17 protein-coding genes are annotated in these 24,763 nt (G+C 72.3%); 4 read left to right on the forward strand and 13 right to left on the reverse strand.

Annotated features, from left to right (window positions below):
- Position 1: 1 nt before the first annotated feature.
- The 6 genes from AB5L52_RS14930 to AB5L52_RS14955 form a co-directional block, all read right to left on the reverse strand.
- Complete coding sequence (locus tag AB5L52_RS14930; protein WP_369364451.1) at positions 2 to 535, reverse strand: hypothetical protein; 534 nt, start codon at positions 533 to 535, stop codon at positions 2 to 4.
- 23 nt (positions 536 to 558) lie between these two features.
- Positions 559 to 1,002: a hypothetical protein gene (locus AB5L52_RS14935; protein ID WP_351574035.1), complete on the reverse strand. Its 444-nt coding sequence runs from the start codon at positions 1,000 to 1,002 to the stop codon at positions 559 to 561.
- A 190-nt stretch (positions 1,003 to 1,192) separates the two neighbouring features.
- Positions 1,193 to 1,789 (reverse strand): hypothetical protein, encoded by a 597-nt coding sequence (locus AB5L52_RS14940; RefSeq protein ID WP_351574038.1) that lies wholly within the window; start codon positions 1,787 to 1,789, stop codon positions 1,193 to 1,195.
- A gap of 202 nt (positions 1,790 to 1,991) precedes the next feature.
- The gene (locus AB5L52_RS14945; RefSeq protein ID WP_351574041.1) at positions 1,992 to 2,942 is read right to left on the reverse strand and encodes a serine/threonine-protein kinase; all 951 of its coding nucleotides are present in this window, start codon (positions 2,940 to 2,942) and stop codon (positions 1,992 to 1,994) included.
- A gap of 107 nt (positions 2,943 to 3,049) precedes the next feature.
- Complete coding sequence (gene lon, locus AB5L52_RS14950) at positions 3,050 to 5,470, reverse strand: endopeptidase La (RefSeq protein ID WP_369364453.1); 2,421 nt, start codon at positions 5,468 to 5,470, stop codon at positions 3,050 to 3,052.
- A gap of 142 nt (positions 5,471 to 5,612) precedes the next feature.
- Positions 5,613 to 6,470: a rhomboid-like protein gene (locus AB5L52_RS14955; protein ID WP_351574047.1), complete on the reverse strand. Its 858-nt coding sequence runs from the start codon at positions 6,468 to 6,470 to the stop codon at positions 5,613 to 5,615.
- A gap of 228 nt (positions 6,471 to 6,698) precedes the next feature.
- Here AB5L52_RS14955 and AB5L52_RS14960 point away from each other — a divergent pair, with 228 nt between their 5' ends.
- The 4 genes from AB5L52_RS14960 (at position 6,699) to AB5L52_RS14975 (ending at position 13,451) form a co-directional block, all read left to right on the forward strand.
- The gene (locus tag AB5L52_RS14960; protein WP_351023782.1) at positions 6,699 to 7,376 is read left to right on the forward strand and encodes a spermidine synthase; all 678 of its coding nucleotides are present in this window, start codon (positions 6,699 to 6,701) and stop codon (positions 7,374 to 7,376) included.
- Positions 7,377 to 7,489: 113 nt separating this feature from the next.
- A complete protein-coding gene (locus tag AB5L52_RS14965; RefSeq protein ID WP_031163266.1) occupies positions 7,490 to 8,230 on the forward strand; it encodes a response regulator transcription factor in 741 nt (246 codons plus the stop codon).
- The gene (locus tag AB5L52_RS14970; protein ID WP_351023785.1) at positions 8,227 to 9,342 is read left to right on the forward strand and encodes a HAMP domain-containing sensor histidine kinase; all 1,116 of its coding nucleotides are present in this window, start codon (positions 8,227 to 8,229) and stop codon (positions 9,340 to 9,342) included. The genes AB5L52_RS14965 and AB5L52_RS14970 overlap by 4 nt, the downstream gene beginning before the upstream one ends.
- Positions 9,343 to 9,644: 302 nt before the next feature.
- Positions 9,645 to 13,451, forward strand: a complete 3,807-nt coding sequence (locus AB5L52_RS14975; RefSeq protein ID WP_369364456.1) for a multifunctional oxoglutarate decarboxylase/oxoglutarate dehydrogenase thiamine pyrophosphate-binding subunit/dihydrolipoyllysine-residue succinyltransferase subunit — start codon at positions 9,645 to 9,647, stop codon at positions 13,449 to 13,451.
- 83 nt (positions 13,452 to 13,534) lie between these two features.
- On the opposite strand, the gene fxsT is transcribed toward AB5L52_RS14975, so the two are convergent.
- From fxsT to AB5L52_RS15010, 7 genes are all read right to left on the reverse strand, one after another.
- A complete protein-coding gene (fxsT, locus tag AB5L52_RS14980) occupies positions 13,535 to 16,495 on the reverse strand; it encodes an FxSxx-COOH system tetratricopeptide repeat protein (RefSeq protein WP_351023791.1) in 2,961 nt (986 codons plus the stop codon).
- A 60-nt stretch (positions 16,496 to 16,555) separates the two neighbouring features.
- Complete coding sequence (locus AB5L52_RS14985; RefSeq protein WP_369364458.1) at positions 16,556 to 17,755, reverse strand: FxsB family cyclophane-forming radical SAM/SPASM peptide maturase; 1,200 nt, start codon at positions 17,753 to 17,755, stop codon at positions 16,556 to 16,558.
- The gene (locus AB5L52_RS14990; RefSeq protein WP_351023795.1) at positions 17,752 to 17,916 is read right to left on the reverse strand and encodes a hypothetical protein; all 165 of its coding nucleotides are present in this window, start codon (positions 17,914 to 17,916) and stop codon (positions 17,752 to 17,754) included. The genes AB5L52_RS14985 and AB5L52_RS14990 overlap by 4 nt, the downstream gene beginning before the upstream one ends.
- Entirely contained in the window at positions 17,913 to 21,161 is a 3,249-nt protein-coding gene (locus AB5L52_RS14995) for an SAV_2336 N-terminal domain-related protein (RefSeq protein ID WP_369364460.1), read from the reverse strand. Before AB5L52_RS14995 ends, AB5L52_RS14990 begins: the two co-directional genes overlap by 4 nt.
- 3 nt (positions 21,162 to 21,164) lie before the next feature.
- Entirely contained in the window at positions 21,165 to 22,163 is a 999-nt protein-coding gene (locus tag AB5L52_RS15000) for a MoxR family ATPase (protein WP_351023800.1), read from the reverse strand.
- Positions 22,164 to 22,299: 136 nt separating this feature from the next.
- Positions 22,300 to 24,264, reverse strand: a complete 1,965-nt coding sequence (locus AB5L52_RS15005; RefSeq protein ID WP_369364463.1) for a trypsin-like peptidase domain-containing protein — start codon at positions 24,262 to 24,264, stop codon at positions 22,300 to 22,302.
- Positions 24,261 to 24,617, reverse strand: coding sequence for a CU044_2847 family protein (locus AB5L52_RS15010; protein WP_351023805.1), 357 nt, complete (start codon positions 24,615 to 24,617; stop codon positions 24,261 to 24,263). The genes AB5L52_RS15005 and AB5L52_RS15010 overlap by 4 nt, the downstream gene beginning before the upstream one ends.
- Positions 24,618 to 24,763 lie beyond the last annotated feature (146 nt).

Raw genomic sequence — 24,763 nt, forward strand, 5'->3', positions numbered from 1 at the left:
GTCAGCCATTGCCGCCGTTGCCCCCGCGGCCGCCCTGACCGCTGCTCTCGCAGCCGACGCCGAGGCAGATCCCGCCGTTGCCGCCCCGGCCGCCGTCGCCGCCGTCGCCGGTGCCCACCGCGCCGCCGCCGTTCCCGCCGTTGCCGCCGTTGACGCTGCCCGAGCAGACGCCGGCGCAGATCCCGCCGTTGCCGCCCCTGGTGCCGGCCCGGCCCGGTGCGCCGTTGGTGCCGTCGCCGCCGTTGGCGCTGCCGTTGCAGAGCCCGGCGCAGATGCCGCCGTCGTGTCCGCCGGTGCCGTTGACGGTGCCGTTGCAGTTGCCCGCGCAGATCGTGTCGCCGATGCGGACGCTGCCGTTGCCGACATGGATGCTGCCGCTGCCCGTACGGAGGCTGCCGAGGCCGGCAGGGCTGCTGCCCGGTCCGCTGCCGACGGGGCCGGTGTCGGCCATCGCGGCCGGTGCCATCGCGCCCCCGGCGATCACGAAGGTGGAGACCGCGAGCCCGAGACCGAATTTCCAGGAGTGCCTGCGCATGGGATTTCCTTTCGCTGAATTTCTCACGCAGATTCCGGCTGCAGAAATGCGAGCCAGTCGCCGTTCAGGAGCTGGCGTTCCCATGTGCTGATTTCCTGCTCCGAGATCTTGTACTTCTTGGCCGCGTCGGCCTGGGTCACCCGGCCGGTCAGCACGGTCAGCGCGATGCGCGCCTTGTCCAGCTGGGAGAGTTCCGACTTCGGTTTGTCGGGCAGGTCCTGCGGGCCCTGGAACGGGGCACAGCCCGGCTTGCCGGGCTGGCCGGGCTCCCCCGGCTGACCGGGCGCGCCGCCCTTGCCGCCTTCGCCGCCTTCGCCGCACTGGGAGGACTGCTGGGCCAGGGCCGAGTAACCGGTGGCGGCCGGGGCCGCGTGGGTGACCGCTTGGGCGCCGCATGCGGTGACGGTGACGAGAGCGGCGGAGGCCGCCGCGAGGAGGAAGGGGCGCTGCCAGAGGTTGGTGGACATCGGGGGCTCCGAATGTGATCAGGGGGGTGTGGGATGAGGGATGTGCGATCAGAGATGAGGGGTGTGTGGTCAGGGATGAGGTGAGAGGTGCCGGATGCGGGCCGAGAGGTTTCGGGAGCGGGCGCGGTGGCCCGGGCAGGGGGTGGAGGCCCGGAGCGGCCTCCACCCCGTCGACGGTCAGCGCAGACGATCAGAAGAGGCTGAGGCCGCCGGCCCCGCCGTTCCCGCCGGCGCCGCCGAACAGGCCGCCGATGCCGCCCTTGCCGCCCTTCCCGCCGTTGCCGCCCTGGAAGATGCTGTTGCCGCCCTTCCCGCCGTTGCCGCCCTGGCCGCCGACGAGGGTGCCGTCGCCCCCGCCGCCGCCGGAGCCGCCGCCACCGCCGGAGAAGATGCCGAAGCCACCGGCACCGCCGTCGCCGCCCTTCCCGCCGACGACGCCTTCACCGCCGCCACCGCCGCCACCGCCGCCGCCCCCGGCGAGGACGCCGTCGCCGCCCTTGCCGCCGGCGCCGCCGTCACCACCGGTGCCGAGGAGGCTGGCGCCACCGGATCCACCGGCGCCACCGCCGCCGCCGACCAGCCCGGAGCCGCCGTCGCCACCGGCCCCACCGGCGCCGCCGCCGTGCACGAAGGCCACGGTCGACGTGGGCATCGGGGCCGCCATCGCGCCGGACACGGGAAGGAGGACACCTCCGGTGACCAGTGCGGCGGAGGCGACGGCGGTCGCCAGCCGGAGACCTCGGCGCTTCGGACGGATGTCGTCGCGGGTCTGAACATTTCGAGTCATGAGTCTTCTCCCATGGATGGATGTAAGGAATTCCGGAGGGAATTTCCACCCTCCGTGCCGCCTCATTTCCTTTCCGGTGTCTCCGGTGAGGCCGCACTTCAAGTAGGCCCGAAACGGAAATCCGGGTCATGTTCCGAGGACTCGGGACTTGACGACACCACGGGGGTCGGGTAAAGCCCGCGTAAGCGCGACGGGGCTGGGCTCAGGCGAGGAACGGCCGGGCCCAGGCGGGCGGATCCGGTGGCGGCACGCGGTCCACCACGGTCGGCGTACGGCGGCGGGAGACGGGGGCGGCGGCCACCTCGCGCAGGGCGGCCACGAACTCCAGGCAGGAGTCGTAGCGGTCGCCCGGGGCCTTCGCCAGGGCGCGGCCGAGGACCTCGTCGGCGGCCGCCGGGATGTCCGGCCGCTCCGCGCTGAGGGCGGGCGGCGGGTCGTACTGGTGGGCCCAGAGCAGTTCGAGCTGGTCCTCCCGCCGGAAGGGCGGGGCGCCCGCGAGCATCTCGTGGACCACACAGGCCAGGCTGTACAGATCGGACCGGCCGTCCACCGGGCGCCCGGTGATCCGCTCGGGCGCCACATAGTCGAGGGTGCCGACGAACTCGCCCGCGGTGGTGAACCCGGTGAGCGACAGCGACTTCTTGGCCAGCCCGAAGTCGGTGAGGTAGACGTGCTCGGGGTGGTCGCTGTCGACGCCCTTGGCGACCATGACGTTGGCCGGTTTGACGTCCCGGTGCACCAGCTCGCGCGCATGCGCCGCGTCCAGGGCGGACGCCAGCTGGGCCGCGATGCGCAGCGCGGCCGCGACCGGCAGCGAGCCCTCCTGGTCGATCAGCGCACGCAGGTCCAGGCCCGCGACGTAGCACATGGCGATGTAGAGGATCCCGTCCGCCTCGCCGGCCTCGAAGACGGGGACGATGTTGGGATGGTCGATGGCGGCCGCCACCCGCGACTCCTGGGCGAAACGGCGGCGGAAGGCGTCGTTGCGGGTGTACTCGGGGGCGAGCAGCTTGAGCGCGACCGTCCGCCCCAGCCGCAGGTCCTTGGCCTGGTAGACGACGGCCATGCCACCGCGGCCGAGTTCGCGTTGCACCTTGTAGCCCGCTATCTCGGCCCCGATCAGCCCGGAGGGGCTCCTGGGGGGCCAACTCACGCCTGAATTCTACCGAGCCACACCGATTTGGGGGTCGGTACGGGCGCATGGCGAAGGCCCGGGCCTCCCTCACGGGACCCGGGCCTCCGGCTATCCGGCAGCGTCCGTCACGCCGCGACCGGAATCTGCGGCGCCGCCCCGTTCGTCGCGGGGGCGAGCGCCAGCTCCAGGACCTGGCGGACGTCGGTCACGGTGTGGACGTCGAGCTTGTCCAGCACCTCGGCCGGGACGTCGTCCAGGTCGGGTTCGTTGCGCTTGGGAATGATCACGGTGGTCACCCCGGCACGCTGGGCGGCGAGCAGCTTCTGCTTCACCCCGCCGATGGGCAGGACGCGGCCGGTCAGCGAGACCTCGCCGGTCATCGCCACGTCCGTGCGCACCAGGCGGCCGGAGAGCAGCGACGCGAGCGCCGTGGTCATCGTGATGCCGGCGCTCGGGCCGTCCTTCGGGACCGCGCCCGCCGGGAAGTGGATGTGCGCACCCCGGTCCTTCAAGTCGCCGACCGGCAGCTCCAGTTCGGCGCCGTGGCTGCGCAGGAAGCTCAGCGCGATCTGTGCCGACTCCTTCATCACGTCGCCGAGCTGACCGGTGAGGGTCAGCCCCGCCGCGCCCGTCTCCGGGTCGGCCAGGGACGCCTCGACGAAGAGGACGTCGCCGCCGGCTCCGGTGACCGCGAGGCCGGTCGCCACACCGGGGACGGACGTACGCCGCTCGGCCGGGTCCTGGGCGGACTCGGGCACATGGTGCGGGCGCCCGATCAGGCCGCGCAGATCCTGGTCCCGGACGGTGAACGGCAGCTCCCGCTCGCCGAGTTCGTGCTGGGCCGCGACCTTGCGGAGCAGGCGGGCGATGGACCGCTCCAGGGTGCGCACGCCCGCCTCGCGGGTGTACTCGCCGGCGAGCTTGCGCAGCGCGCCCTCGTCGATGGTGACCTCGTCCTCGCCGAGTCCCGCCCGCTCCAGCTGGCGCGGGAGCAGGTGGTCGCGGGCGATGACGACCTTCTCGTCCTCGGTGTAGCCGTCCAGCCGGACGATCTCCATCCGGTCGGCGAGCGCCTCCGGGATGGCCTCCAGGACGTTGGCCGTGGCCAGGAAGACCACGTCCGACAGGTCGAGTTCGACCTCCAGGTAGTGGTCCCGGAAGGTGTGGTTCTGCGCCGGGTCCAGGACTTCGAGCAGGGCGGCGGCCGGGTCGCCCCGGTAGTCCGAGCCCACCTTGTCGATCTCGTCCAGCAGGACCACCGGGTTCATCGACCCGGCCTCCTTGACGGCCCGCACGATCCGGCCGGGCAGCGCACCGACGTACGTACGGCGGTGGCCGCGGATCTCGGCCTCGTCCCGGACGCCGCCGAGGGCGACACGGACGAACTTGCGGCCCATCGCGTGCGCGACGGACTCGCCGAGCGAGGTCTTGCCGACGCCGGGCGGGCCGACGAGGGCCAGGACGGCACCGCCGCGCCGGCCGCCGATGACGCCCAGGCCACGGTCGCCACGGCGCTTGCGCACCGCGAGGTACTCGGTGATGCGCGCCTTCACGTCCTCCAGGCCGGCGTGCTCGGCGTCCAGGATCGCCTTGGCGCCCTGGATGTCGTACACGTCCTCGGTCCGCTCGTTCCACGGCATTTCGAGCACCGTGTCCAGCCAGGTGCGGATCCAGGAGCCCTCCGGGGACTGGTCGCTGGACCGCTCCAGCTTGTCGACCTCCTTGAGCGCGGCCTCGCGGACCTTGTCCGGCAGGTCGGCGGCCTCCACGCGGGCGCGGTAGTCGTCGGACTCCTCGCCGTCCTGCTCGCCGTTCAGCTCGCGCAGTTCCTTGCGGACGGCCTCCAGCTGGCGGCGGAGCAGGAACTCGCGCTGCTGCTTGTCGACGCCCTCCTGGACGTCCTTGGCGATGGTCTCGGCCACGTCCTGCTCGGCGAGGTGCTCGCGGAGCTGCCGCGTGGCGAGCCCCAGCCGGGCCACCGGGTCGGCGGTCTCCAGCAGTTCCACCTTCTGCTCGGTGGTGAGGAACGGCGAGTATCCGGAGTTGTCGGCGAGCGCGGAGACTCCCTCGATGGCCTGGACGCGGTCCACGACCTGCCAGGCGCCGCGCTTCTTCAACCAGGTGGTGGCGAGCGCCTTGTACTCCTTGACGAGGTCCGCGACCTGGCCCGGCAGCGGGTCCGGCACGCTCTCGTCGATGCGCGCGCCCTCGACCCACAGGGCCGCGCCGGGACCGGTGGTGCCGGCGCCGATCCGCACCCGGCTCCGGCCGCGGATCAGAGCCCCCGGGTCACCGTCGGCCAGCCGGCCGACCTGCTCGACCGTGCCCAGCACACCGGTCTTGGCGTACGTGCCGTCGATGCGTGGCACCAGCAGCACCCTGGGCTTGCCCGGCTCCGACCGGGCGGCGGCCTGTGCGGCCTCCACCGCGGCGCGTACGTCGGCATCGCTCAGGTCCAGCGGAACCACCATGCCGGGCAGCACGACCTCGTCGTCGAGCGGCAGCACGGGCAGTACGAGCGTGAACGCCGTGGACTCAGTAGCCATGATCTCCCCTTCGGCAGTCAAGTTGAGCTATGCCGACTCAACCGCTGGGGATGGGCTGGTGTTCCCGGGGGTTGTTCGCTGTGAGCGATCACTTGTAGCCAAGGGGTGCCCGGGAGTTGCGCCCGAGAGTGGGGGCTGCTTCTCAGGCCGAGGCCGGCTGCGCCCAGCGGCGGACCAGAGGCCAGGTCGACACGCCGATCGTCAAGGCGATGAGGTGGCCCCAGTCCGTCATCGGGTCCGCGAACTCGATCAGGTCGCTCACGAGCAGCGAGCCCATCAGGCCGAGGACGGGCCAGCCGAGCCAGGGGCGGAGGATGCCGCACAGGGAGCCGATGCTGGCGGCCACGCCGAAGCTGATGCCGTAGTCGAGGCGGTGCAGTGAGGTGGTGGGGAGGTGGCCGAACAGGACGGCCAGGCCCACGGGGATCTCGGTGGCGAGGGTGGCCAGGACGTGGCCCGCCAGGAAGACGCAGGCGGTCCGCGCGCCGCCTATGCGCCGCTCCAGCGCGGTGAGCACCAGCACGAACGCGAGCGAGTACGGCGACAGGATGCCGCCCGCGATCCACAGCGCACTCGCCAGCAGCACCACCACGGGGGAGCGCACCAGGTGGGCCACGTCCGTGCTGGAGGCCTGGTAGAGGGCGTCCATCAGAGTGGGGGCCGCCACGGCCGCGATCACCGAGGTGACGGCCAGGACGGCCATGTAGACGAAGGTGAACGGGGTGCCGACCGGAGTGGGCAGCAGCCGCCAGACGCGCGGGATCCGTACGGCCTGGCGCGCCCCGACGGAGACGGGGGCGGGGACGGAGACGGAGACCGGGACGACGACGAGGTCCGCAACGGGGACGGGAGCGGGCGCCGTGGCGTGCCGCTGGCGCGGCATGCCGTCCAGCAGATCGGCGAGCACGGGGGCCGGGACGACGGCGGTGCCGTCGGACATGGGCAGGCCCCCCAGGGGTGGCGTCGCGGCCGCCGCTGGGCCCGTCACGGTCCGTTCCACGTTGCGGGACTCCTTCCGTCGCGCCCAACCCTTCGGGTTCCGGGGCCCGCTGTCTATGACCGACGCCACGCGAGAGCGGATTCACAGCAACCTCTCACGCTCCGCCGACGTCCATGCCCCGTACAAACCACCCAAACACATGCCCTACTCACAAAACTACGTGCGAGCCGCCGTGCCGCCATCCGCAATTCCCATGAACGACAGGACTCGTTCAAGCAGGATGGGGGCATGACTGCCGTGTACGACTCCCCCGAGGTCCTCGACCGGCGCGACGGCCCCTATGGCGAGGTGGTGCTGCGCCGACACGGAGTGCTCTTGCAGATCATCGCCAACGGCTGTTTCCTGATGGACACCTCCGACGGCCGCTCGGAACGGCTGCTGGTCGACGCCGCGTACGACGCGCTGGACGGCCGCCCGGAGCCGACCGTGCTGATCGGCGGCCTGGGCGTGGGATTCTCACTCGCACATGCCGCGGCCGACCCCAGGTGGGGGCGGATCACCGTGGTCGAGCGGGAGCCGGCCGTCGTCGGCTGGCACCGGGACGGGCCACTGGCCGAGGTGTCCGCCGCCGCGCTCGGCGATCCGCGCACCGACGTCGTGGAAGGCGATCTCGTTGCGTTCATCCGTGAGACTTGCGACACGTTCGACGCGATCTGCCTGGACATCGACAACGGCCCCGGCTGGACGGTCACGGATGACAACCACACGCTGTACTCGCCGGCCGGACTCGCGGCCTGCGCAAAGGTGTTGAGGCCCGGCGGGGTGCTCGCGGTGTGGTCCGCCGAGCCCTCTCCGGAATTTGAAGGAACCTTGCGGAATGCCGGGTTCCGGCAGGTGCGTACCGAAGAGGTGCCCGTTGCCCGGGGCGTTCCGGACGCCGTGCACCTCGGCGTCAGACCTGGATAGCGACAGCACGGTGGATCCCCGTAATGTGCTGCCCTGACGCGGATCATTCAAGCGTCAATCGCAGACATGGGATCACCCCACGGGTTCCGGAAAGCAACAATCAGGGGCGGGCGATGGAGCAGACACACACCTCCCAGAGCGGCGCGGCGACGACCACCCCGGGCGCACAGCGCCGGGTACTGGTCGTCGAGGACGATCCCACGATCGTCGACGCCATCGCGGCCCGGCTCCGCGCCGAGGGATTTCTCGTACAGACCGCGTCGGACGGCCCGGCCGCCGTCGACACGGCCGAGGCCTGGCAGCCCGACCTGCTGATCCTCGACATCATGCTGCCGGGCTTCGACGGCCTGGAGGTCTGCCGGCGGGTGCAGGCGCAGCGCCCGGTACCGGTGCTGATGCTGACCGCGCGCGACGACGAGACGGACATGCTGGTCGGTCTCGGGGTCGGCGCGGACGACTACATGACCAAGCCGTTCTCGATGCGGGAGCTGGCCGCGCGGGTGCATGTGCTGCTGCGCCGGGTGGAGCGGGCGGCCCTGGCCGCCGCCACGCCGCGCTCGGGCATCCTGCGCCTCGGTGAGCTGGAGATCGACCACGCGCAGCGCCGGGTGCGGGTGAAGTCCGAGGACGTCCACCTGACGCCCACCGAGTTCGATCTGCTGGTGTGCCTGGCGAACACCCCGCGCGCGGTGCTCTCCCGGGAGCAGCTGCTGGCCGAGGTGTGGGACTGGGCGGACGCCTCCGGCACCCGTACGGTCGACAGCCACATCAAGGCGCTGCGCCGGAAGATCGGCGCCGAGCGGATCCGCACCGTGCACGGCGTCGGGTACGCCCTGGAGACGCCTACTCCATGAGCAGCGACGGGCGCCCGGCCGCACGGAGGAGCCCCGGGGAGGACCCCTGGGGCGGCGTACGCCCGTTCTCGATCAAGACCAAGCTGGGCGCGCTCGTCGTCATCGCGGTGCTGATCACCACCGGACTGTCGATCGTCGCGGTGCACACCAAGACCGAGCTGCGCTTCATCACCGTCTTCTCGATGATCGCCACGCTGCTGATCACGCAGTTCGTGGCGCACTCGCTGACCATGCCGCTGGACGAGATGAACGCGGTGGCGCGGTCGATCTCCCAGGGCGACTACACCCGCCGGGTGAGCCAGGGCCGCCGGGACGAGCTGGGCGACCTGGCCCAGACGATCAACGTCATGGCGGACGAGCTGGAGGCCCAGGACCGCCAGCGAAAAGAGCTGGTGGCGAACGTCTCCCACGAGCTGCGCACCCCCATCGCCGGGCTGCGCGCGGTGCTGGAGAACATCGTCGACGGCGTCACCGAGGCCGACCAGGAGACCATGCGGACGGCCCTGAAGCAGACCGAGCGGCTCGGCCGGCTGGTGGAGACCCTGCTGGACCTGTCCCGGCTCGACAACGGCGTCGTACCGCTGAAGATGCGCCGTTTCGAGGTGTGGCCGTATCTCTCGGGCGTGCTGAAGGAGGCCAACATGGTGGCTTCGGCGCGCGCGGGCATCGCCTCGGGCTCGGGAAGCCACACCCGTACCGACGTCCATCTGCACCTGGACGTCTCCCCGCCGGAGCTGACCGCGCACGCGGACCCGGAGCGGATCCACCAGGTCGTCGCCAATCTGATCGACAACGCGGTCAAGCACAGCCCGCCGCACGGCCGGGTGACGGTGAAGGCGCGCCGCGGGCCGCAGCCGGAGTCGCTGGAGCTGGAGGTGCTGGACGAGGGCCCCGGCATCCCGCGGTCGGAGTGGCACCGAGTGTTCGAGCGGTTCAACCGGGGCGCGGTGACCCGGCCGCACGGGCCGGGCAGCGACGGCGGTACGGGGCTCGGGCTGGCGATCGCCCGCTGGGCCGTGGATCTGCACGGCGGCCGGATCGGTGTGGCCGAATCCGAGCGGGGCTGCCGGATCATCGTCACCCTTCCGGGACTGACTTCCGTCCCGGGTTGACGTAAAGTCCGAATCGGAAGCACAAGATCCACGAGTTTCCGCGCCGCAGGCGCGCAGCTGGACACGTGTGATCAGGGGCAGGCCCGCGCGATCCGCACAGGAGTGGCGCGCCGGGCCGGGGCCGGTGCACCCAGTCACCGCGGAACCACGCTTGTTTCCCGCCATATCAAGCCCCGAAACAAGATTTCCGATGTGACTTACGCGACGATGACCTTGCTCGACCTGACCTTCCCGCCCGCAGAGGCGTAGCCTTTATTCCCGCTGTCCATCACCTTGTGAAGCGGAAGAGGGCGGTTGCCGCCGTGTCGCCACAGTCCCCCAGTAACCCGAGCGTCTCCACCGACGACCAAGCCGGGAAGAACCCCGCTGCCGCGTTCGGTCCGAACGAGTGGCTCGTCGACGAGATCTATCAGCAGTACCTCCAGGACCCGAATTCGGTAGACCGCGCCTGGTGGGACTTCTTCGCCGATTACAAGCCGGGGGCTCCGGTCACCCCGGCTGCGGCGGGTACTGCGGCCGCGGGGGCCGCAGGGACCACCACCACGGCCCCGCAGGCCCAGCCCGCGGCCCCGGCCCCCCAGGCCGCCGCCGCTCCGGCGCCCGCCGCCCCGAAGCCCGCCGCGGCCCCCGCGCCGGCTCCCGCGGCGCAGGCCCCGGCCCCGGCCAAGCCGGCGCAGCCCGCACAGGCGCCCGCTCAGCCGAAGCCGAAGGCCGCCGCGCCCGCCGCGCCCGCCCCCGGTGGCCCCGAGCTGGTCACGCTGCGCGGCCCGGCCGCCGCGGTCGCGAAGAACATGAACGCCTCTCTGGAACTGCCGACGGCCACCTCGGTCCGCGCGGTCCCGGTGAAGCTGCTGTTCGACAACCGCATCGTCATCAACAACCACCTCAAGCGCGCCCGCGGCGGGAAGATCTCCTTCACGCACCTGATCGGGTACGCGATGGTGCAGGCCATCAAGGCCATGCCGTCGATGAACTGGTCCTTCGGTGAGAAGGACGGCAAGCCGACCCTCGTCAAGCCGGCGCACGTCAATCTCGGCCTGGCCATCGACCTGGTGAAGCCCAACGGCGACCGCCAGCTCGTCGTGGCCGCCATCAAGAAGGCCGAGACCCTGAACTTCTTCGAGTTCTGGCAGGCCTACGAGGACATCGTCCGTCGCGCTCGCGACAACAAGCTGACGATGGACGACTTCACCGGCGTCACGGTCTCCCTGACCAACCCGGGCGGCCTCGGCACGGTCCACTCGGTCCCGCGCCTGATGCCCGGCCAGTCGGTCATCATGGGCGTCGGCTCCATGGACTACCCGGCGGAGTTCCAGGGCACCAGCCAGGACACCCTGAACAAGCTCGGCGTCTCGAAGGTCATGACGCTCACGTCGACCTACGACCACCGGGTGATCCAGGGCGCCGCCTCCGGCGAGTTCCTGCGCGCCGTCGCCAACCTCCTCCTCGGCGAGAACGGCTTCTACGACGACATCTTCGAGGCCCTGCGCATCCCGTACGAGCCGGTCCGCTGGCTCCGGGACATCGACGCCTCGCACGACGACGACGTCACCAAGGCCGCCCGCGTCTTCGAGCTGATCCACTCCTACCGGGTCCGCGGCCATGTCATGGCCGACACCGACCCGCTGGAGTACAAGCAGCGCAAGCACCCCGACCTGGACATCGTCGAGCACGGCCTCACCCTGTGGGACCTGGAGCGCGAGTTCGCCGTCGGCGGCTTCGCCGGCAAGTCGATGATGAAGCTGCGCGACATCCTCGGCGTGCTGCGCGACTCGTACTGCCGCACCACCGGCATCGAGTTCATGCACATCCAGGACCCCAAGCAGCGCAAGTGGATCCAGGACCGCGTGGAGCGCCCGCACTCCAAGATGGAGCGCGAGGAGCAGCTGCGCATCCTGCGCCGGCTGAACGCGGCGGAGGCCTTCGAGACCTTCCTGCAGACGAAGTACGTCGGCCAGAAGCGCTTCTCCCTGGAGGGCGGCGAGTCCGTCATCCCGCTGCTGGACGCGGTCATCGACTCCGCGGCCGAGTCCCGCCTGGACGAGGTCGTCATCGGCATGGCCCACCGCGGCCGCCTGAACGTGCTGGCGAACATCGTCGGCAAGTCGTACGCGCAGATCTTCCGCGAGTTCGAGGGCAACCTCGACCCGAAGTCGATGCACGGCTCCGGCGACGTGAAGTACCACCTGGGCGCCCAGGGCACCTTCACCGGCCTGGACGGCGAGCAGATCACGGTCTCGCTGGCCGCCAACCCGTCCCACCTGGAGACCGTCGACCCGGTCATCGAGGGCATCGCCCGCGCCAAGCAGGACATCATCAACAAGGGCGGCACGGACTTCACGGTCCTGCCGGTGGCGATCCACGGCGACGCGGCCTTCGCGGGCCAGGGCGTGGTGGCCGAGACCTTGAACATGTCGCAGCTGCGCGGCTACCGCACCGGCGGCACGGTCCACATCGTCATCAACAACCAGGTCGGCTTCACCGCGGCCCCCGAGTCCTCGCGTTCCTCCATGTACGCGACGGACGTGGCCCGCATGATCGAGGCCCCGATCTTCCACGTGAACGGCGACGACCCCGAGGCCGTGGTCCGCGTCGCGCGGCTGGCCTTCGAGTTCCGCCAGGCGTTCAACAAGGACGTGGTGATCGACCTCATCTGCTACCGCCGCCGCGGTCACAACGAGTCGGACAACCCGGCCTTCACCCAGCCGCTGATGTACGACCTGATCGACAAGAAGCGCTCGGTGCGCAAGCTCTACACCGAGTCCCTGATCGGTCGCGGCGACATCACCCTGGAAGAGGCCGAGCAGGCCCTGCAGGACTACCAGGGGCAGCTGGAGAAGGTCTTCACGGAGGTCCGCGAGGCCGTCACCGCCCCGCAGGGCACCGGCCCGGTGCCGGACCCGCAGGCGGACTTCCCGGTCGCCGTGAGCACCGCGATCTCCTCGGAGGTCGTCAAGCGCATCGCCGAGTCCCAGGTCAACATCCCGGACACCTTCCACGTCCACCCGCGTCTGCTGCCGCAGCTGCAGCGCCGGGCGACGATGGTCGAGGACGGCACGATCGACTGGGGCATGGGCGAGACCCTCGCGGTCGGCTCCCTGCTCCTTGAGGGCACCCCGGTCCGGCTGTCCGGTCAGGACTCCCAGCGTGGCACCTTCGGCCAGCGCCACGCGGTCCTCATCGACCGCGAGACGGGCGAGGAGTACACCCCGCTGCAGTACCTCGCCGAGGAGCAGGCACGTTACAACGTCTACAACTCCCTCCTCTCCGAGTACGCGGTCATGGGCTTCGAGTACGGCTACTCGCTGGCCCGCCCCGACGCGCTCGTGATGTGGGAGGCGCAGTTCGGTGACTTCGTCAACGGCGCCCAGACGGTGGTCGACGAGTACATCTCGGCGGCCGAGCAGAAGTGGGGCCAGACGTCCGGCGTCACCCTGCTCCTGCCGCACGGCTACGAGGGCCAGGGCCCGGACCACTCCTCGGCCCGCGTCGAGCGGTTCCTCCAGCTCTGCGCCCAGAACAACATGACGGTCGCCATGCCGACCCTGCCGTCGAACTACTTCCACCTCCTGCGGTGGCAGGTGCACAACCCGCACCACAAGCCGCTCGTGGTCTTCACCCCGAAGTCGATGCTGCGTCTGAAGGCCGCCGCGTCGAAGACGGAGGAGTTCACCTCGGGTCAGTTCCGTCCCGTCATCGGCGACGCGACGGCGGACGCGGCCGCGGTCCGCAAGGTCGTCTTCGTGGCCGGCAAGCTGTACTACGACCTGGAGGCCGAGCGTCAGAAGCGCGGCGTCACGGACACGGCGATCATCCGTATCGAGCGCCTGTACCCGCTGCCGGGTGCCGAGCTCCAGGCGGAGATCAAGAAGTACCCGAACGCCGAGAAGTACCTGTGGGCGCAGGAGGAGCCGGCGAACCAGGGTGCCTGGCCGTTCATCGCGCTCAACCTGATCGACCACCTGGACCTGGCGGTCGGCGCGGACGTCCCGCACGGCGAGCGCCTGCGGCGCATCTCGCGCCCGCACGGCTCGTCCCCTGCGGTGGGCTCCGCCAAGCGGCACCAGGCTGAGCAGGAGCAGCTGGTGCGAGAAGTTTTCGAGGCGTAGGTCTCCGGCGGTTCAGCCGACAAAAGGGCCCGGCCCCGAGTTCACAGTGACTCGGGGCCGGGCCCTTTGCTTACCCGTGTCGATCAGATCGGCTGGGGCTCGAAGTCCCAGTACGGGCGGTGGCGTTCCAGGATGTGGCGGGTGTGGGGGTGGTCGGCGCCCAGGAGGGTGGTGAGGCGGGTCACCGCGTCCTGGTGGAGGGCCTCGGATTCCTCGCGGCGGCCCAGGTCGGCCAGGTCCAGGGCGAGGCCGGCCCGTAGGCTGATGGTGAGCACATGGGCGTCGCCGAGCACGGACGCGGAGCGGTCGGCGGCCTCCCGGCCCAGCGCTGCCGCCTCGTCGGTCTCCCCCACGGCGGCCAGCGCGGCGACCTCGTTCTTGGCGCAGCCGATGGCCCACGGGTGGTCCTTGCCGACGGCCCGCCGCATCTGCCGCGCGGCCTGCCGGGACAGGTCCAGCGCCACCCGGTGCTCGCCCAGGTCCCGCATGATGGTCGCCACGTTGTCCCGGGCGCCGATCGCGTACGGGTGGCGTTCGCCGAGCTGGGCGGCGTAGTGGGTGGCGGTGGCCTCGGCGAGGTCGCGGGCCTCCTCGGTGCGCTCCAGGTCGCGCAGCATCATCGCGTAGTCGCAGGAGACCATGAGCGTCTCCGGGTGCAGCGGGCCGCGCCGGCGGATCAGCTTCTCCCGGACCCCGCGCAGCATGGCGTGCGCGAACTGCAGGTCGCCGACGCGACGGGCGCACAGGGCGAGATTGTGCTCGGCGAGCAGGGTCTGGCTGTGGGTGCGGTCCAGCACCTGGCTGTGCACCCGGGAGTTGTGGCCCTGGATGGCCAGCGCCTCCCGGTAGCTGCCGAGCAGCCGCAGCATCCAGGCGGTGTGCAGCGCGGAGTTGAGGGTGAGGGCGTCGCGGCCGCCGAGGACGTCCAGTCGGGCCTCGAAGACCTTGCGGTGCAGGGCGAGCGACTCGGCGTAGCGGCCCTGGAGGCCGAGGGCGACGGCGAGGTTGCTGCGGATGGCGAGGGTGCGCGGCACCTGCTCACCGCCGAGTTCCGCGGCGGCAGCCCGGGCGGCCTCCTCGAACAGGGTGCGGGCCTCGGTGTACCGGCCGAGCGCCATGAGGGTGCCGCCGAGGCCGTCCTTGGCGCGGATGATCTCGATGGGCCGTACGTCCTCGGCACGTTCGAGGCGCCCGAGGGTCTCCTGGCCGACGATCTTCGCGTCCTCGTAGCGGCCGAGGCGGCGCAGCATGTTGCCGAGCTGGTGCGCGGCGACGAGCACCGCGCGGTCGGTGTCGCCGGAGGTGGCCCGCCAGTGCTTGACGGCCGTGCGGCTGAGCCACCAGCCGTCGTGGTACTCGCCCCGCATCCGCAGGTATTCAATGCAGTTCAGGACGAGTTCGCGGGCGTCGTCGTCGGGTGACTCCAGGGCGCCGGACGGTTCCAGGTGCGGGATGAGGGCGGCGTAGCGGGCCCAGTTGCCGGCCGAGGAGGAGTCGCGCGGGTCGGCGGAGACGAGGACCCGGCGGGCGGCCGCCGCATAGCGCTCGGCGTCGGCGGGTGACTGGATGGAGCGGACGAAGCGGTGGAAGAGGCGGTGCATGCGCAGGGTGCCGACGGTCTGGGTGTCCATCCGCGGCCCGGGTTCGTACTCGATGCGCATGGAGGTGATCTCCGAGAGCCGGCGCAGCGCGGTGTTCCAGCTGCTGGGCTCGGTGATCAACTCGGCCAGTTCGGCGGGCAGATCGCCGTGCCGGGCCGTCTGCAGCAGCCGTACCGGCACCACGTCGTGCGAGAAGCACACGAGCAGGTTGAGGAGCTGCCAGGCGGACTCGGAGCCCTCGCGGAGGGTGTTGACGAGCTTGGCCCAGGCGACCTCGAAGCTCTCCGGGTACTGGCCGGAGGGCATCACGCCGAAGCGGTCCGGGCGGCCGTCGCGGATGTCCCGGATGTAGTCCTCGACCGGCACGGTCGGGTTGATGTCCAGCCAGGCGGCGGTCTGGTCGAGCAGCAGCGGCATGTCCTCCACGGCCTCGGCGAGGCGGGCGGCCTGCGTGTCGCTGAGCCGCTCCGTGCGGCGCGAGACGAAGGCGACGCTCTCGCTACGCTCGAAGACGGGCACGGCGATGTTCTCGGCGTGGGCGCCCCACTCGCTGCGGTGCGTGGTGATCAGGACGTGCCCGCGCCCCTCGGGCAGCAGGTCCGCCAGCCGCTCCGGGTCCCCGGCGCCGTCCAGGACGAGCAGCCAGGGCCGCTGGGTGCGGTCGAGGGCCCGCCGTACGGCCGTGATGGTGGCCGCGAGATCACCGGCGTCGCGCAGCTCCAGCGCGGGCGCGAGTTCGGCGAACTGCTGGCGGGCGGTGACGCGTTGGTGTGCGCTGACCCACCACACGACGTCGTACTCGCCCGCGAACCGGTGGACGTACTCCAGCGCGAGCTGGGTCTTCCCGAAGCCGCCCGGACCGAGCAGCGCCACGGCGGCGCCGTCGGGCCCGGCGGCGGAGAAGGCGCCGTAGACCTTCTCCAGCAGTTCGGTGCGCCCGATGAAGCGGCGGTTGCGGCGCGGGACCTGCCACACGTCTGGCGGGTCGTCGGGGAACCGGGGGCCGCGGCGCAGGTCGATCAGGGTGCCCGGGGCCGGGATGCCCGCGCACTCCAGGACGCGGCTGCGCGCGATCTCCGGCCTGAGGCCACGCAGCTCGACGGGAGCCAGGGCGATGACGGCCTCCGGCATGGGCCGGGCGGTGATGCTGACGGCGGCGATCCGGTCCTGGTACGCGGGCAGCACCTGCCGCAGGGCCTCGGCCCAGGCGTCGAACCGCTCGGCGCCGAGCCGCTCGTACCAGTCGTCGATCACCAGCAGCACGCGCCCCGGCGCGCTCAGCAGCTCGGCGAACGCCTCGGCGGACGGCGGGCGCCGCAGCGGGTTCCACCTGATCAGAGTGGTGCCCCGTCCCGCGGCCCGGATCTGGTGGTCGATCCACTTGGCCCAGGACTCGCTCTGTCCGGCGAACACCACCGTGACGTGTCCGAGTTCCGCCGCCATCTCGCCGTATCCCCTCGACTGAACCTGGTCACGAGTGTGCACAGGTTATTCAATTGTGCGTCAAATCGGCTTCCGATGTGTTGAGTTGAGCACGGTACCGGTCAGCCGATGTGCGATGTGGCGGATGAGCCGTTCCAGGTCGGCGCAGTAGACACTGGGGTGCCGGAACCCGGTCCCAGGAGCGTACCGGTGCACATAGTTCCCGCCACCGCACACCTTCCCCACGGGACAGCTCAGACACTCGTCGGCGAGCGCCCGCTCGCGCAACTGGCGTGCGGCGATGCCGGGGTGGCGAAGGGCGTCGTCGAAGGAGTGCCGGTGGACGTCCAGCCCGGTTTCGGATGCTCCCTCGTACGCCGACCTGAGGGCGTCGACCTGCTCGATGGCACCGTCGGTCTCCACGACGACGGCCGCCATGGGGGACAGTCCCACGGCCTCGGCGCGGCTGGGAGCGCCGAGGAGGAGAGCGGCGATCTCCTGGAACAGACGGATGCGGACGGGGACTTCGGTGCGGTTCATGTCCCACCAGGCGTCGAAGACGACGGTGAGCCAGTCGCCGTAGGGGGTGGGGGCGGGGCGGCACCGTCCCGGGGACCGGCCGTATGTGCCCCAGTTGGCGTGCGGGAGGAGGAAGTCGACCCCGGGCGGGCGGAGTTGGAGCAGGGAGCCGTAGACGTCGAGCGGATCGGCGGCCAGGTCGATCGTGCAGAGGATTCCGGCGTACGACTCCGGGTGCTCCGCGAGGCGTAGCGCTGCCGCGCGGGCGGCGGGCCAGGCGGGCCGGCCGGCGCGGTCGACGCGGCGGGCGTTGTGCGCCGGGCCGCCCCCGTCGAGGCTGAGGCCGACACGGATCCCGGCGTCGGCGAGACGGCCGAGGGTCCTGGCCGTCAGCCGTGTGCCGTTCGTCTGGACGGTGGCGGTGACCTGGCAGTCGACGGCCTCGCGGACCGCGTCGGCGTAGGCGAGGACCGGGTCGGGCCCGGTGAGGAGGGGTTCGCCGCCGTGCAGTTCGATGCGGATGGCGTCGAGGCGGTGGGTGCGGACATGCTCGGCGATGCGGTGGGCCGTACGGCGCATGGTGCGGGCGGAGGCGCTGCGTGGGCGGTCGCGCCAGCCGTGGTCGGGGCCCTGGTAGAGGTAGCAGTAGGTGCAGTCGAGATTGCAGCGGCCGTGCACCTTCAGCACGAACTGCCGGAACGGCACGGGCTCGTGGCCGCGGGTGTCCAAGGTGTCGTACGGCCATGCCGGGTGGGTCCTCATGGCGCGTCCTCGTAGTGGGCGACGACGACGGGCTCCCCCTCTCGTGCCCGCTCGCGTTCCCGGAGTTCGGCGAGGATCGCGGCCAGTACCGGGTGGTCGGTGTGGTCGGGCGGGGCGATCTCCGGGAGGGGTATGTGGGTGTCGTCGATGGGGAGGGTCACTCGGTGGCCGTTTCGGGGGACGGGCGGGAGGGGCGCTGCTGGGTGTCGCCGGCACTCGCGGGGTTGGTCAGACGTCGGGCAGCTTCGTAGTCGCTCCGGGCCGTGGCGGGTCTCCCCTGCCGCTCCCGTGCTCGGGCACGTCCCCTGAGGGCCTCGGCCATCAGTGCGTCGTCGCCCGCCTCCTCGGCGTACTCGACGGCCTTGCCGAAGCAGTCGATCGCCCCGTGCAGGTGGGTGACCGCCTCGGTGCGCTCGTACAGCGCCAGCATCAGGTTCGCGCGGCTGATCCAGCACTCGGCGAGGAGCACCGGGTCGTCGGAACCGCGCACGGCCTCGCCGAGCAGCCAGTCGGCCTCGTACAGCTCGGTCAGTACGCCGGTCCTTTGGTAGCGCGTGCTGTACGCGTCGGCCAGACTCCGGCGCCGCATGGGCAGCCGGGGATCGTCGGGCAGGGAAAGCTCGACCGCGCGGCGCAGCACGAGGACGGCCCGGGCGAGGTCATCCGGCTCCTCCGCCCGTCCGAACCGTTCGAACAGGGCACGACCGAGCTCGTCCATCGTCTCCGGCCGCCGGGGGTCGTCCATGCCGAGCTGCGATCCGGCCTGCGACCACGCGTCGACAGCGCGGTCCAGCTGGGCCGGATCGCCGGAGCGGTCGTAGCGGTCGCGGTGGATCCCCGCGGCCCACGCGTGGCACGCGAACCTGAGCTCCTTGTCGTCGCCCGCGGCCCGCAAGGCCTCGTCCACCCCGTACAACCGGCCGTCCTCGCTCCCGGGGCGCCAGATCTCCATGACGGCCGCCACGTCCAGCCAGACCCGGCAGGCCACCGCGTCCGGCGCGGACTCGTGGCCGGTCGCCACGACGAGGTCACCACTGGCCCACTCGGCCCAGTACTCGGCACGCCTCCGGTCGGGGGCGGACCGGGCGACCGGCCCCTTCCCCGCGTACTGCCGGGCCAGGTCCAGCCGCAACCGCCCCCGCACGACGAACACGTCCGAGCCCAGCCACAGTTCCGCCGCGTCGATGGCCCGCTCCAGGTGACGGACGTACCAGTACTCGGCGTCGATCCCCTCGTCCGGTCCCAGCTCCGCCATGGCCCGCCGCACGCCTGTCAGCGCGTCCGCGAGGACGCTGCGTCGCTGCGAGAACGCGTCCGTCGCGTCCACACCCGCCACGAGGCTCGCCTCGGCCACGTACAGCAACACGCGCAGAGCTCGCTCCCCGGCCCGCCGCGGCTCCTGACGGGCCCACTCCCGCAGGCTCTCCGGGATACCGTCGAAGTCGACCCCCGCGTACCGCACTTCCTGCGCCTGCGCCCAGCACACCAGGCCCCGGACGAGTCGCCCGGAGTCGGACGAAGCGTGCTCGACCGCCTCCCACGCCTCCCTGAGGTCGTCCCCCACGCGCCGCACCCGCCACCGGGTGAGCAGCGCGTCGGCCAGGTCCTCCAGGGCGGAGTCCCGCTCCGTGTCCGGCCGGTCGTCGGTCGCCGCCATCCCGAAGTACCCCACCGCCGCGTCGAGTTCCCGGGTGAGGCCCTCCTCGTGGAACCGGGCCAGCGCCCGCCGCCCCAGCTCCAGCAGCTCCCCGGGCGTCTGCCCGGCCGCCGCGGCCACCGGCACCGGCCGCAGCCGCGCCCCCAGATCCCGCAGCACCTCCGCCGACACCTCGGCGAACGCCCGCAGCCCGGCCGGTTCCCGCTCCTCCGCGCCGGCCGGCAGCTCCCCGTCCGGCGGCACCGCTCCCCGCAGAAACGCCCCGGCCAGCGCGGGGAAGTTCCGCGCACTTCGCCCGAACTTCCGTTCCACGTACGCGGAGCAGTGCTTGAAGAGCAGCTCCGCCTCGTCCAGGGACAGCCGCGAGCGCAGCTCGGACGCGACATCCGGCAGGAAGTCGTAGCGCACGGCCCGCGGATCGTCCGCGTCCTCCCGCCGCCGCAGCAGCCCGCTCAACAACACCTCGGAGAGGACGTCAGGACCGCTCCCGGCGAGCATCGCGTGCTGCACCAGCTGCATCACCGGCAGATACAGCGGCACCGCCGACAGATACACCGCCAGCCGCCGCGCCTCGGAGGACGCCTGCCGCCAGAACGCGCGGACCCGCTCCTCCCCGCTGCGCTCCTCGGCCGCCCGCACGGGCGCCCCGGACGCCGGGTGATCGGCCCGCACCCACCCGGCCGCGGCGGCCAGCGACTGTCCCGTGGCACCGGACACCAGCCGCGCCCAGCCCTCCACCGACTCCCGGCGGGGCGCCAGCACCGGCACCGGCAGCGCCCCGGCCGGCGCGGGCCCCCGGTCGGGCAGGAACCGCAGCGACCCGGCGGGCCCCTCCTGCCGCCGCAACAGCCCACGCCGCGCGGGCAGATGCGTGCGCAGCCACATCCGCTGCGGCAACGGCTGTACGACGGCCACGGGCGCCGTGGCCGCCCAGCGGTGCAGCAGCCGCTGCACCCGGCCGCTGCGCCACATCGGCCCGGCGCAGTCGCTGAGGACCAGCGTGACGCGCCGCCCCGTCGGATCGCTGAGCTGCTCCGGTGCGGAGAGCGGGACACCCGGCTCCGGGGCGACCGCACAGCCGGGCAGTCCGCCGGGCGCCTCGTGCAGATAGCGCACCTGCACCTCGCGGAAGGCGCCGGCGCGGGCGCAGACCTGGCGCAGTTCGTCGAGGGCCTGCTGCCAGACGGCCGTCGAGGTGGAGACGTCCATCAGGAGGAGCAGGCGGGCCTCCCGGCGCCGGTCGGTGCGCAGGACGGGCAGGACGAGCCCGGACTCGGCGGCGCGTTCCGCGGTGGCCTGCTCGTCGAGCGTGCGCGGAACCGGCCGTACCGGCGCGCGGTAGCGCTGGAGGGGCCGTAACCCCCGTTGCAGCGCGAGGGGTTCGGGCAGCGCGGGTGCGGCGGGGACGCGGACCGGGGTCATCCGGGTGTCGGTGCCGTCGCCGCCCGGACCGGGGGCGAACAGGCGGGCGTGGTCGGGCGGCCGGGGCGCCTCGTCCTCGGTGGGCAGGGGAAGGGACCGCGGTGGGCGCGGGGACGGCGGGCCCGTGGCCCCGGACGGTTCCGGGCCCACGGAGGGTACGGGGCCGGGCCGGGCGGGTTGTCCCGCGGGCAGCCAGCGCGCCAGCCACAGCGCGTCGGCCAGCTCCTCGACCCCGGGCGCGATCCCCGCGTCCCGCAGACGCGCGACCAGCGCCGTGAGCACCGGGCTCACGCCGCTCGTCGGACCACCGGGAGCGCGGGAGGTCATGGGTCAGCGCGGTCCTCGGTCGAGGGGCTGCATCAGCAGCTCCGAGATCTCCGTGCGCCGCTGACCTGTCTCCCGGGCAGCGTGCTGGGCGAGGAAGATGGCGTTGAGGAGCTGGTCGGTGGGGCGCAGCGCGCCGTCCGCCTCGGCCTGGGTGAACCGGTCGACGAGATCGTGGTTGGCGTCGTAGGCACCCTGGCCGAAGTGGGCCTGGACGAGGGCGGCGAGGCGCTCGTCGCGCGGGGCCTTCAGGTCGAGCGGGATGCAGCGGCGCAGCAGGGCGGCGGGGAACTCGCGCTCGCGGTTGCTGGTCATGATGACGAACGGGAAGGCCCGGCAGTGCACCTGCCCGTCCGTCACCGTGACCCGGCGGCCGTCGTCGGTGAGGACCCGCACCTCGGGGGTGCGGTCGGCGATGCGCTGCAGCTCGGGGATGGCGAAGCGGCCCTCCTCCAGGACGTTCAGCAGGTCGTTCGGCAGGTCGATGTCGCTCTTGTCGAGCTCGTCGATGAGCAGCACCCGGGGTTTGTCGGCGGCGAGCAGCGCGGTGCCGAGCGGGCCGAGCTTGATGTACCGGCCGATGTCCTGGGCGGTGACCTCGCCGGGGAGCTGGGCGTCCTGGAGGCGGCCGATGGCGTCGTAGGTGTAGAGGCCGTCGCGCAGTTCGCTGCGGCTGACGATCGGCCACTCCAGGACGCGGCCGAGATCGAGTTCGTAGGCGACGGAGTGGGCGAGCGTGGACTTGCCGACGCCGGGCTCTCCGGTGACGAGCAGGGGGCGCCGCAGGTACAGGGCCGCGTTGACGAGTTCGAGGGCGTCGGGGTCCTGGACGGGCAACGGGACGCTGCGCTCGCCGAGTCTGCGGTGGGTGGCGGAGTCGAGCGCCGGGACCTCGTAGTCGACGGCCGGCGCGTCGAACTTCCGCCAGGGCGGCGGTTCCGGCAGCGCGTCGATCCTGGCCGGATCCGGCTGCCCGATGCCCTGGTAGACGAACCACTCGCTCATGCTGTGCTCCTCGCCGACGGTCGGTGGTGGTCCACGTCCTGGCCGGCGGGGGCGTCGTGCGCCCGCAACGGGCCCCTGGGAACATACCCGCAACAGCCCTGGTACACAGGTGGTTTCGGCCAGCCTTCGAGGGTGTTCACGGCGCGTCCACCGGGTCGGTCTCCTCGCCGGGCAGGGGCCGGCGGGGGTCGTCGTAGAGCAGGGCGAGCGGTTCGGCCCAGGCGCTTTCGGGGCGCTGTTCGCTGATGTCCTGGCGGACGAGCCGCAGCCGGTCGGGGAGTTCTGCCAGCGAGCCGAGCGTCTCCAGAAACGCCTCCACGCGCGCGTGCAGGGTGTCGCACTCCGGCAGATGGGCGCCGCGCTCCGGGTGCGGGCCGATGTGCCACAGCGCGACGGCGTGGCCGCTGTGCAGCGCGTGCTGCATGGCGACGCGCCCGGGTCCCTGTCCGGCCGGACGGCACATCACGGGGATGCGGTCGCGCCCGGCGCCCCGGTAGCCGGAGGGGTCCACCGCGCCCGGCGGGGGCATGCGCCAGCCCTGGAAGCGGTGCCCGGCCGCCATGCCCTGCCAGCGGTCGAGCCAGAGATTGTCCGGATCTCCCCGGCGCTCGAGGGCGCGCAGCACCAGCCGGCGGCGCGCACCCAGGTGCCCGGGGTCGTACAGCGCGGCGATGTCCGCGAACCGCCAGCGGTGCACGGCGGTGTCGAAGTGCTCGGCGGGCAGGGCGACTTCGAGCGGCACGGGGTGGCCCTCGCGGTCCTTGGACTCCAGCAGGGCGCCGAGCGGGACACGGAGCGCCTGGACGAGTTCGTCGGGCCGGTAGCCGTGCACCGAGGAGTCGGTCTCGTGCACCTCGGGCAGGCCGTCGCCGTCGTCGTACCAGATCTGCCAGAAGAACCGGACGGGCTGCGCGCCGATCACCGGGTCGAGCAGCAGGGCCACCACGGAGCCCTCGCCGGGGCCGGGGTAGGAGATCACGACGCGTTCGGGGCCGTGGTCCTCGGCGGGCGGTTTCAGCTCGTCGGGGAGGGTGGCGTCGCGGACCATGGCGTGGAAGTGCCGGCGGGTGTCGTGCCGCAGCCGTTTGGTGATCCAGCCGGCGAGCAGGGGGCTGCCGGCGTCGCGCGCGCACGCGTGGGCCTCCACGAGCCTGAGGAAGCGCAGGAAGACGAGCGGGTCGAGCGGGGTGGTGCCCTCGTACAGCAGGCCGTGGCCGTCGCGCCAGGTGCGCAGTTCGGGGGTGGTGCCGGGCCACTGGTTGCCGCTGCGGGCCTCCTTGGCGATGAGCTTGACGGTGGGCTCGTCGGGCGGGTGCGGCAGGGCGGCGAGCAGGGCGAGCGCCTTGCGGCGGTCGCGCGGCGTCCAGACCGTGTCCGAGCCGGCCGCCGGGCCGCACTGCAGGTCGATCCAGTTGTCCCCGGTCTCCGCGACCGGCTCCTCGCCGTGCCAGCGGTCGTGGGCGGTCATCACCTCGCGGTACGTCTCCCCGAACCGGCGCAGCGCGGCGATCGCCACGGCCTTGCCGCCTTCCGTCGGGGTGCCGTCCCTGGTCGTGCGCCGCGACTTGATGAGTCCTACGACCGCACCCGTCTCGGGGTCGAGCAGCGGACCGCCCGACATGCCGCTCGGGAAGTCGACGTCGGGCTTGATGATCAGCCCGTACGTGTCCTCGTGGCCGTTGATCTCGGCGTCCACGATGCGGAAGTGGGCCTCGGGCGGCACCGGGTAGTAGCCGCAGGCCTTGAGGGCGCCGGAGTGGCGGGCGGCCCGGTCGGTGAGCCACACGCACTCGTGCGGGCACTCGTCGGTCAGCCGGACCAGCGCCAGGTCCTCGGCCAGCGGGACCTTGGGGTTGCGCGGGTCGGTGAGCAGCCACCGGGCGAGGCGGGCCTCGGCGTCGACGCCCTCGCCGCGCACCCGGAAGGCGGCCTGGCGGTCCGCCGCGAGGTGCGGGCGCAGCACATGGGCGGCGGTGAGCACCCAGCCGGGCGCGACGAAGAAGCCGCTGCCCCACAAGGGGCCGTCCTTCCCGGCGGCGGGAAGCAGCTGGACGGTGGCGGCCCGGACGAGGTCGAAGAGACGGTCCTCGCGCTCGCTCATGCGCCCACCGCTCTCCCCTCGCCCTCCTCCGTGGTGCCCCGGTCGAACTGCCAGGTGAGGGTGACCTCCAGGGACGCCTTGGCCTCCCCGCGGGCGAGCACGGCGACGGCCACGCCCTCCTTGGCGGTCAGTTCCACGCCGAAGGTGATGGCGGCCTCGTGCGGCTTGGCCGCGCGGGCGGCGTCGAGAACGGTGCCGCCGACAGCCCTGATCAGTTCCTGGAGCTGTTCGACCTTGGCGACGGCGGCCTCGGTGAAGCCGACGTCCTCCTGGTCCCCGTAGGCCTCCCCCGCGCCGATCCGGGCGGTGACCACCGTGCCGTCCGGCAGCTCGATGTCCTGGATGTGACTCATTCCGCTCCCCCCGCAGAGCCCTGGCCGTCAGGTCAACCGGCCCCCGACGACGCCCACTTGGACAGTGACGAGGCTAATACCCAGGTTGGTTGCAGAACTATGCGCCCGGCCTACTCGCCACCGCCTGGCCGGCTCACCGCCGCTCG

This window comes from Streptomyces sp. CG4, assembly GCF_041080655.1.
Taxonomy (GTDB): Bacteria; Actinomycetota; Actinomycetes; order Streptomycetales; family Streptomycetaceae; genus Streptomyces.

What these genes read in the sequence shown, in the direction of transcription:
- AB5L52_RS14930 (WP_369364451.1), bottom strand. Translation starts at nt 535, where the DNA reads ATGCGCAGGCACTCCTGGAAATTCGGTCTCGGGCTCGCGGTCTCCACC.
- AB5L52_RS14935 (WP_351574035.1), bottom strand. Translation starts at nt 1,002, where the DNA reads ATGTCCACCAACCTCTGGCAGCGCCCCTTCCTCCTCGCGGCGGCCTCC.
- AB5L52_RS14940 (WP_351574038.1), bottom strand. Translation starts at nt 1,789, where the DNA reads ATGACTCGAAATGTTCAGACCCGCGACGACATCCGTCCGAAGCGCCGA.
- lon (WP_369364453.1), bottom strand. Translation starts at nt 5,470, where the DNA reads ATGGCTACTGAGTCCACGGCGTTCACGCTCGTACTGCCCGTGCTGCCG.
- AB5L52_RS14960 (WP_351023782.1), top strand. Translation starts at nt 6,699, where the DNA reads ATGACTGCCGTGTACGACTCCCCCGAGGTCCTCGACCGGCGCGACGGC.
- AB5L52_RS14965 (WP_031163266.1), top strand. Translation starts at nt 7,490, where the DNA reads ATGGAGCAGACACACACCTCCCAGAGCGGCGCGGCGACGACCACCCCG.
- AB5L52_RS14970 (WP_351023785.1), top strand. Translation starts at nt 8,227, where the DNA reads ATGAGCAGCGACGGGCGCCCGGCCGCACGGAGGAGCCCCGGGGAGGAC.
- fxsT (WP_351023791.1), bottom strand. Translation starts at nt 16,495, where the DNA reads ATGGCGGCGGAACTCGGACACGTCACGGTGGTGTTCGCCGGACAGAGC.
- AB5L52_RS14985 (WP_369364458.1), bottom strand. Translation starts at nt 17,755, where the DNA reads ATGAGGACCCACCCGGCATGGCCGTACGACACCTTGGACACCCGCGGC.
- AB5L52_RS14995 (WP_369364460.1), bottom strand. Translation starts at nt 21,161, where the DNA reads ATGACCTCCCGCGCTCCCGGTGGTCCGACGAGCGGCGTGAGCCCGGTG.
- AB5L52_RS15000 (WP_351023800.1), bottom strand. Translation starts at nt 22,163, where the DNA reads ATGAGCGAGTGGTTCGTCTACCAGGGCATCGGGCAGCCGGATCCGGCC.
- AB5L52_RS15005 (WP_369364463.1), bottom strand. Translation starts at nt 24,264, where the DNA reads ATGAGCGAGCGCGAGGACCGTCTCTTCGACCTCGTCCGGGCCGCCACC.
- AB5L52_RS15010 (WP_351023805.1), bottom strand. Translation starts at nt 24,617, where the DNA reads ATGAGTCACATCCAGGACATCGAGCTGCCGGACGGCACGGTGGTCACC.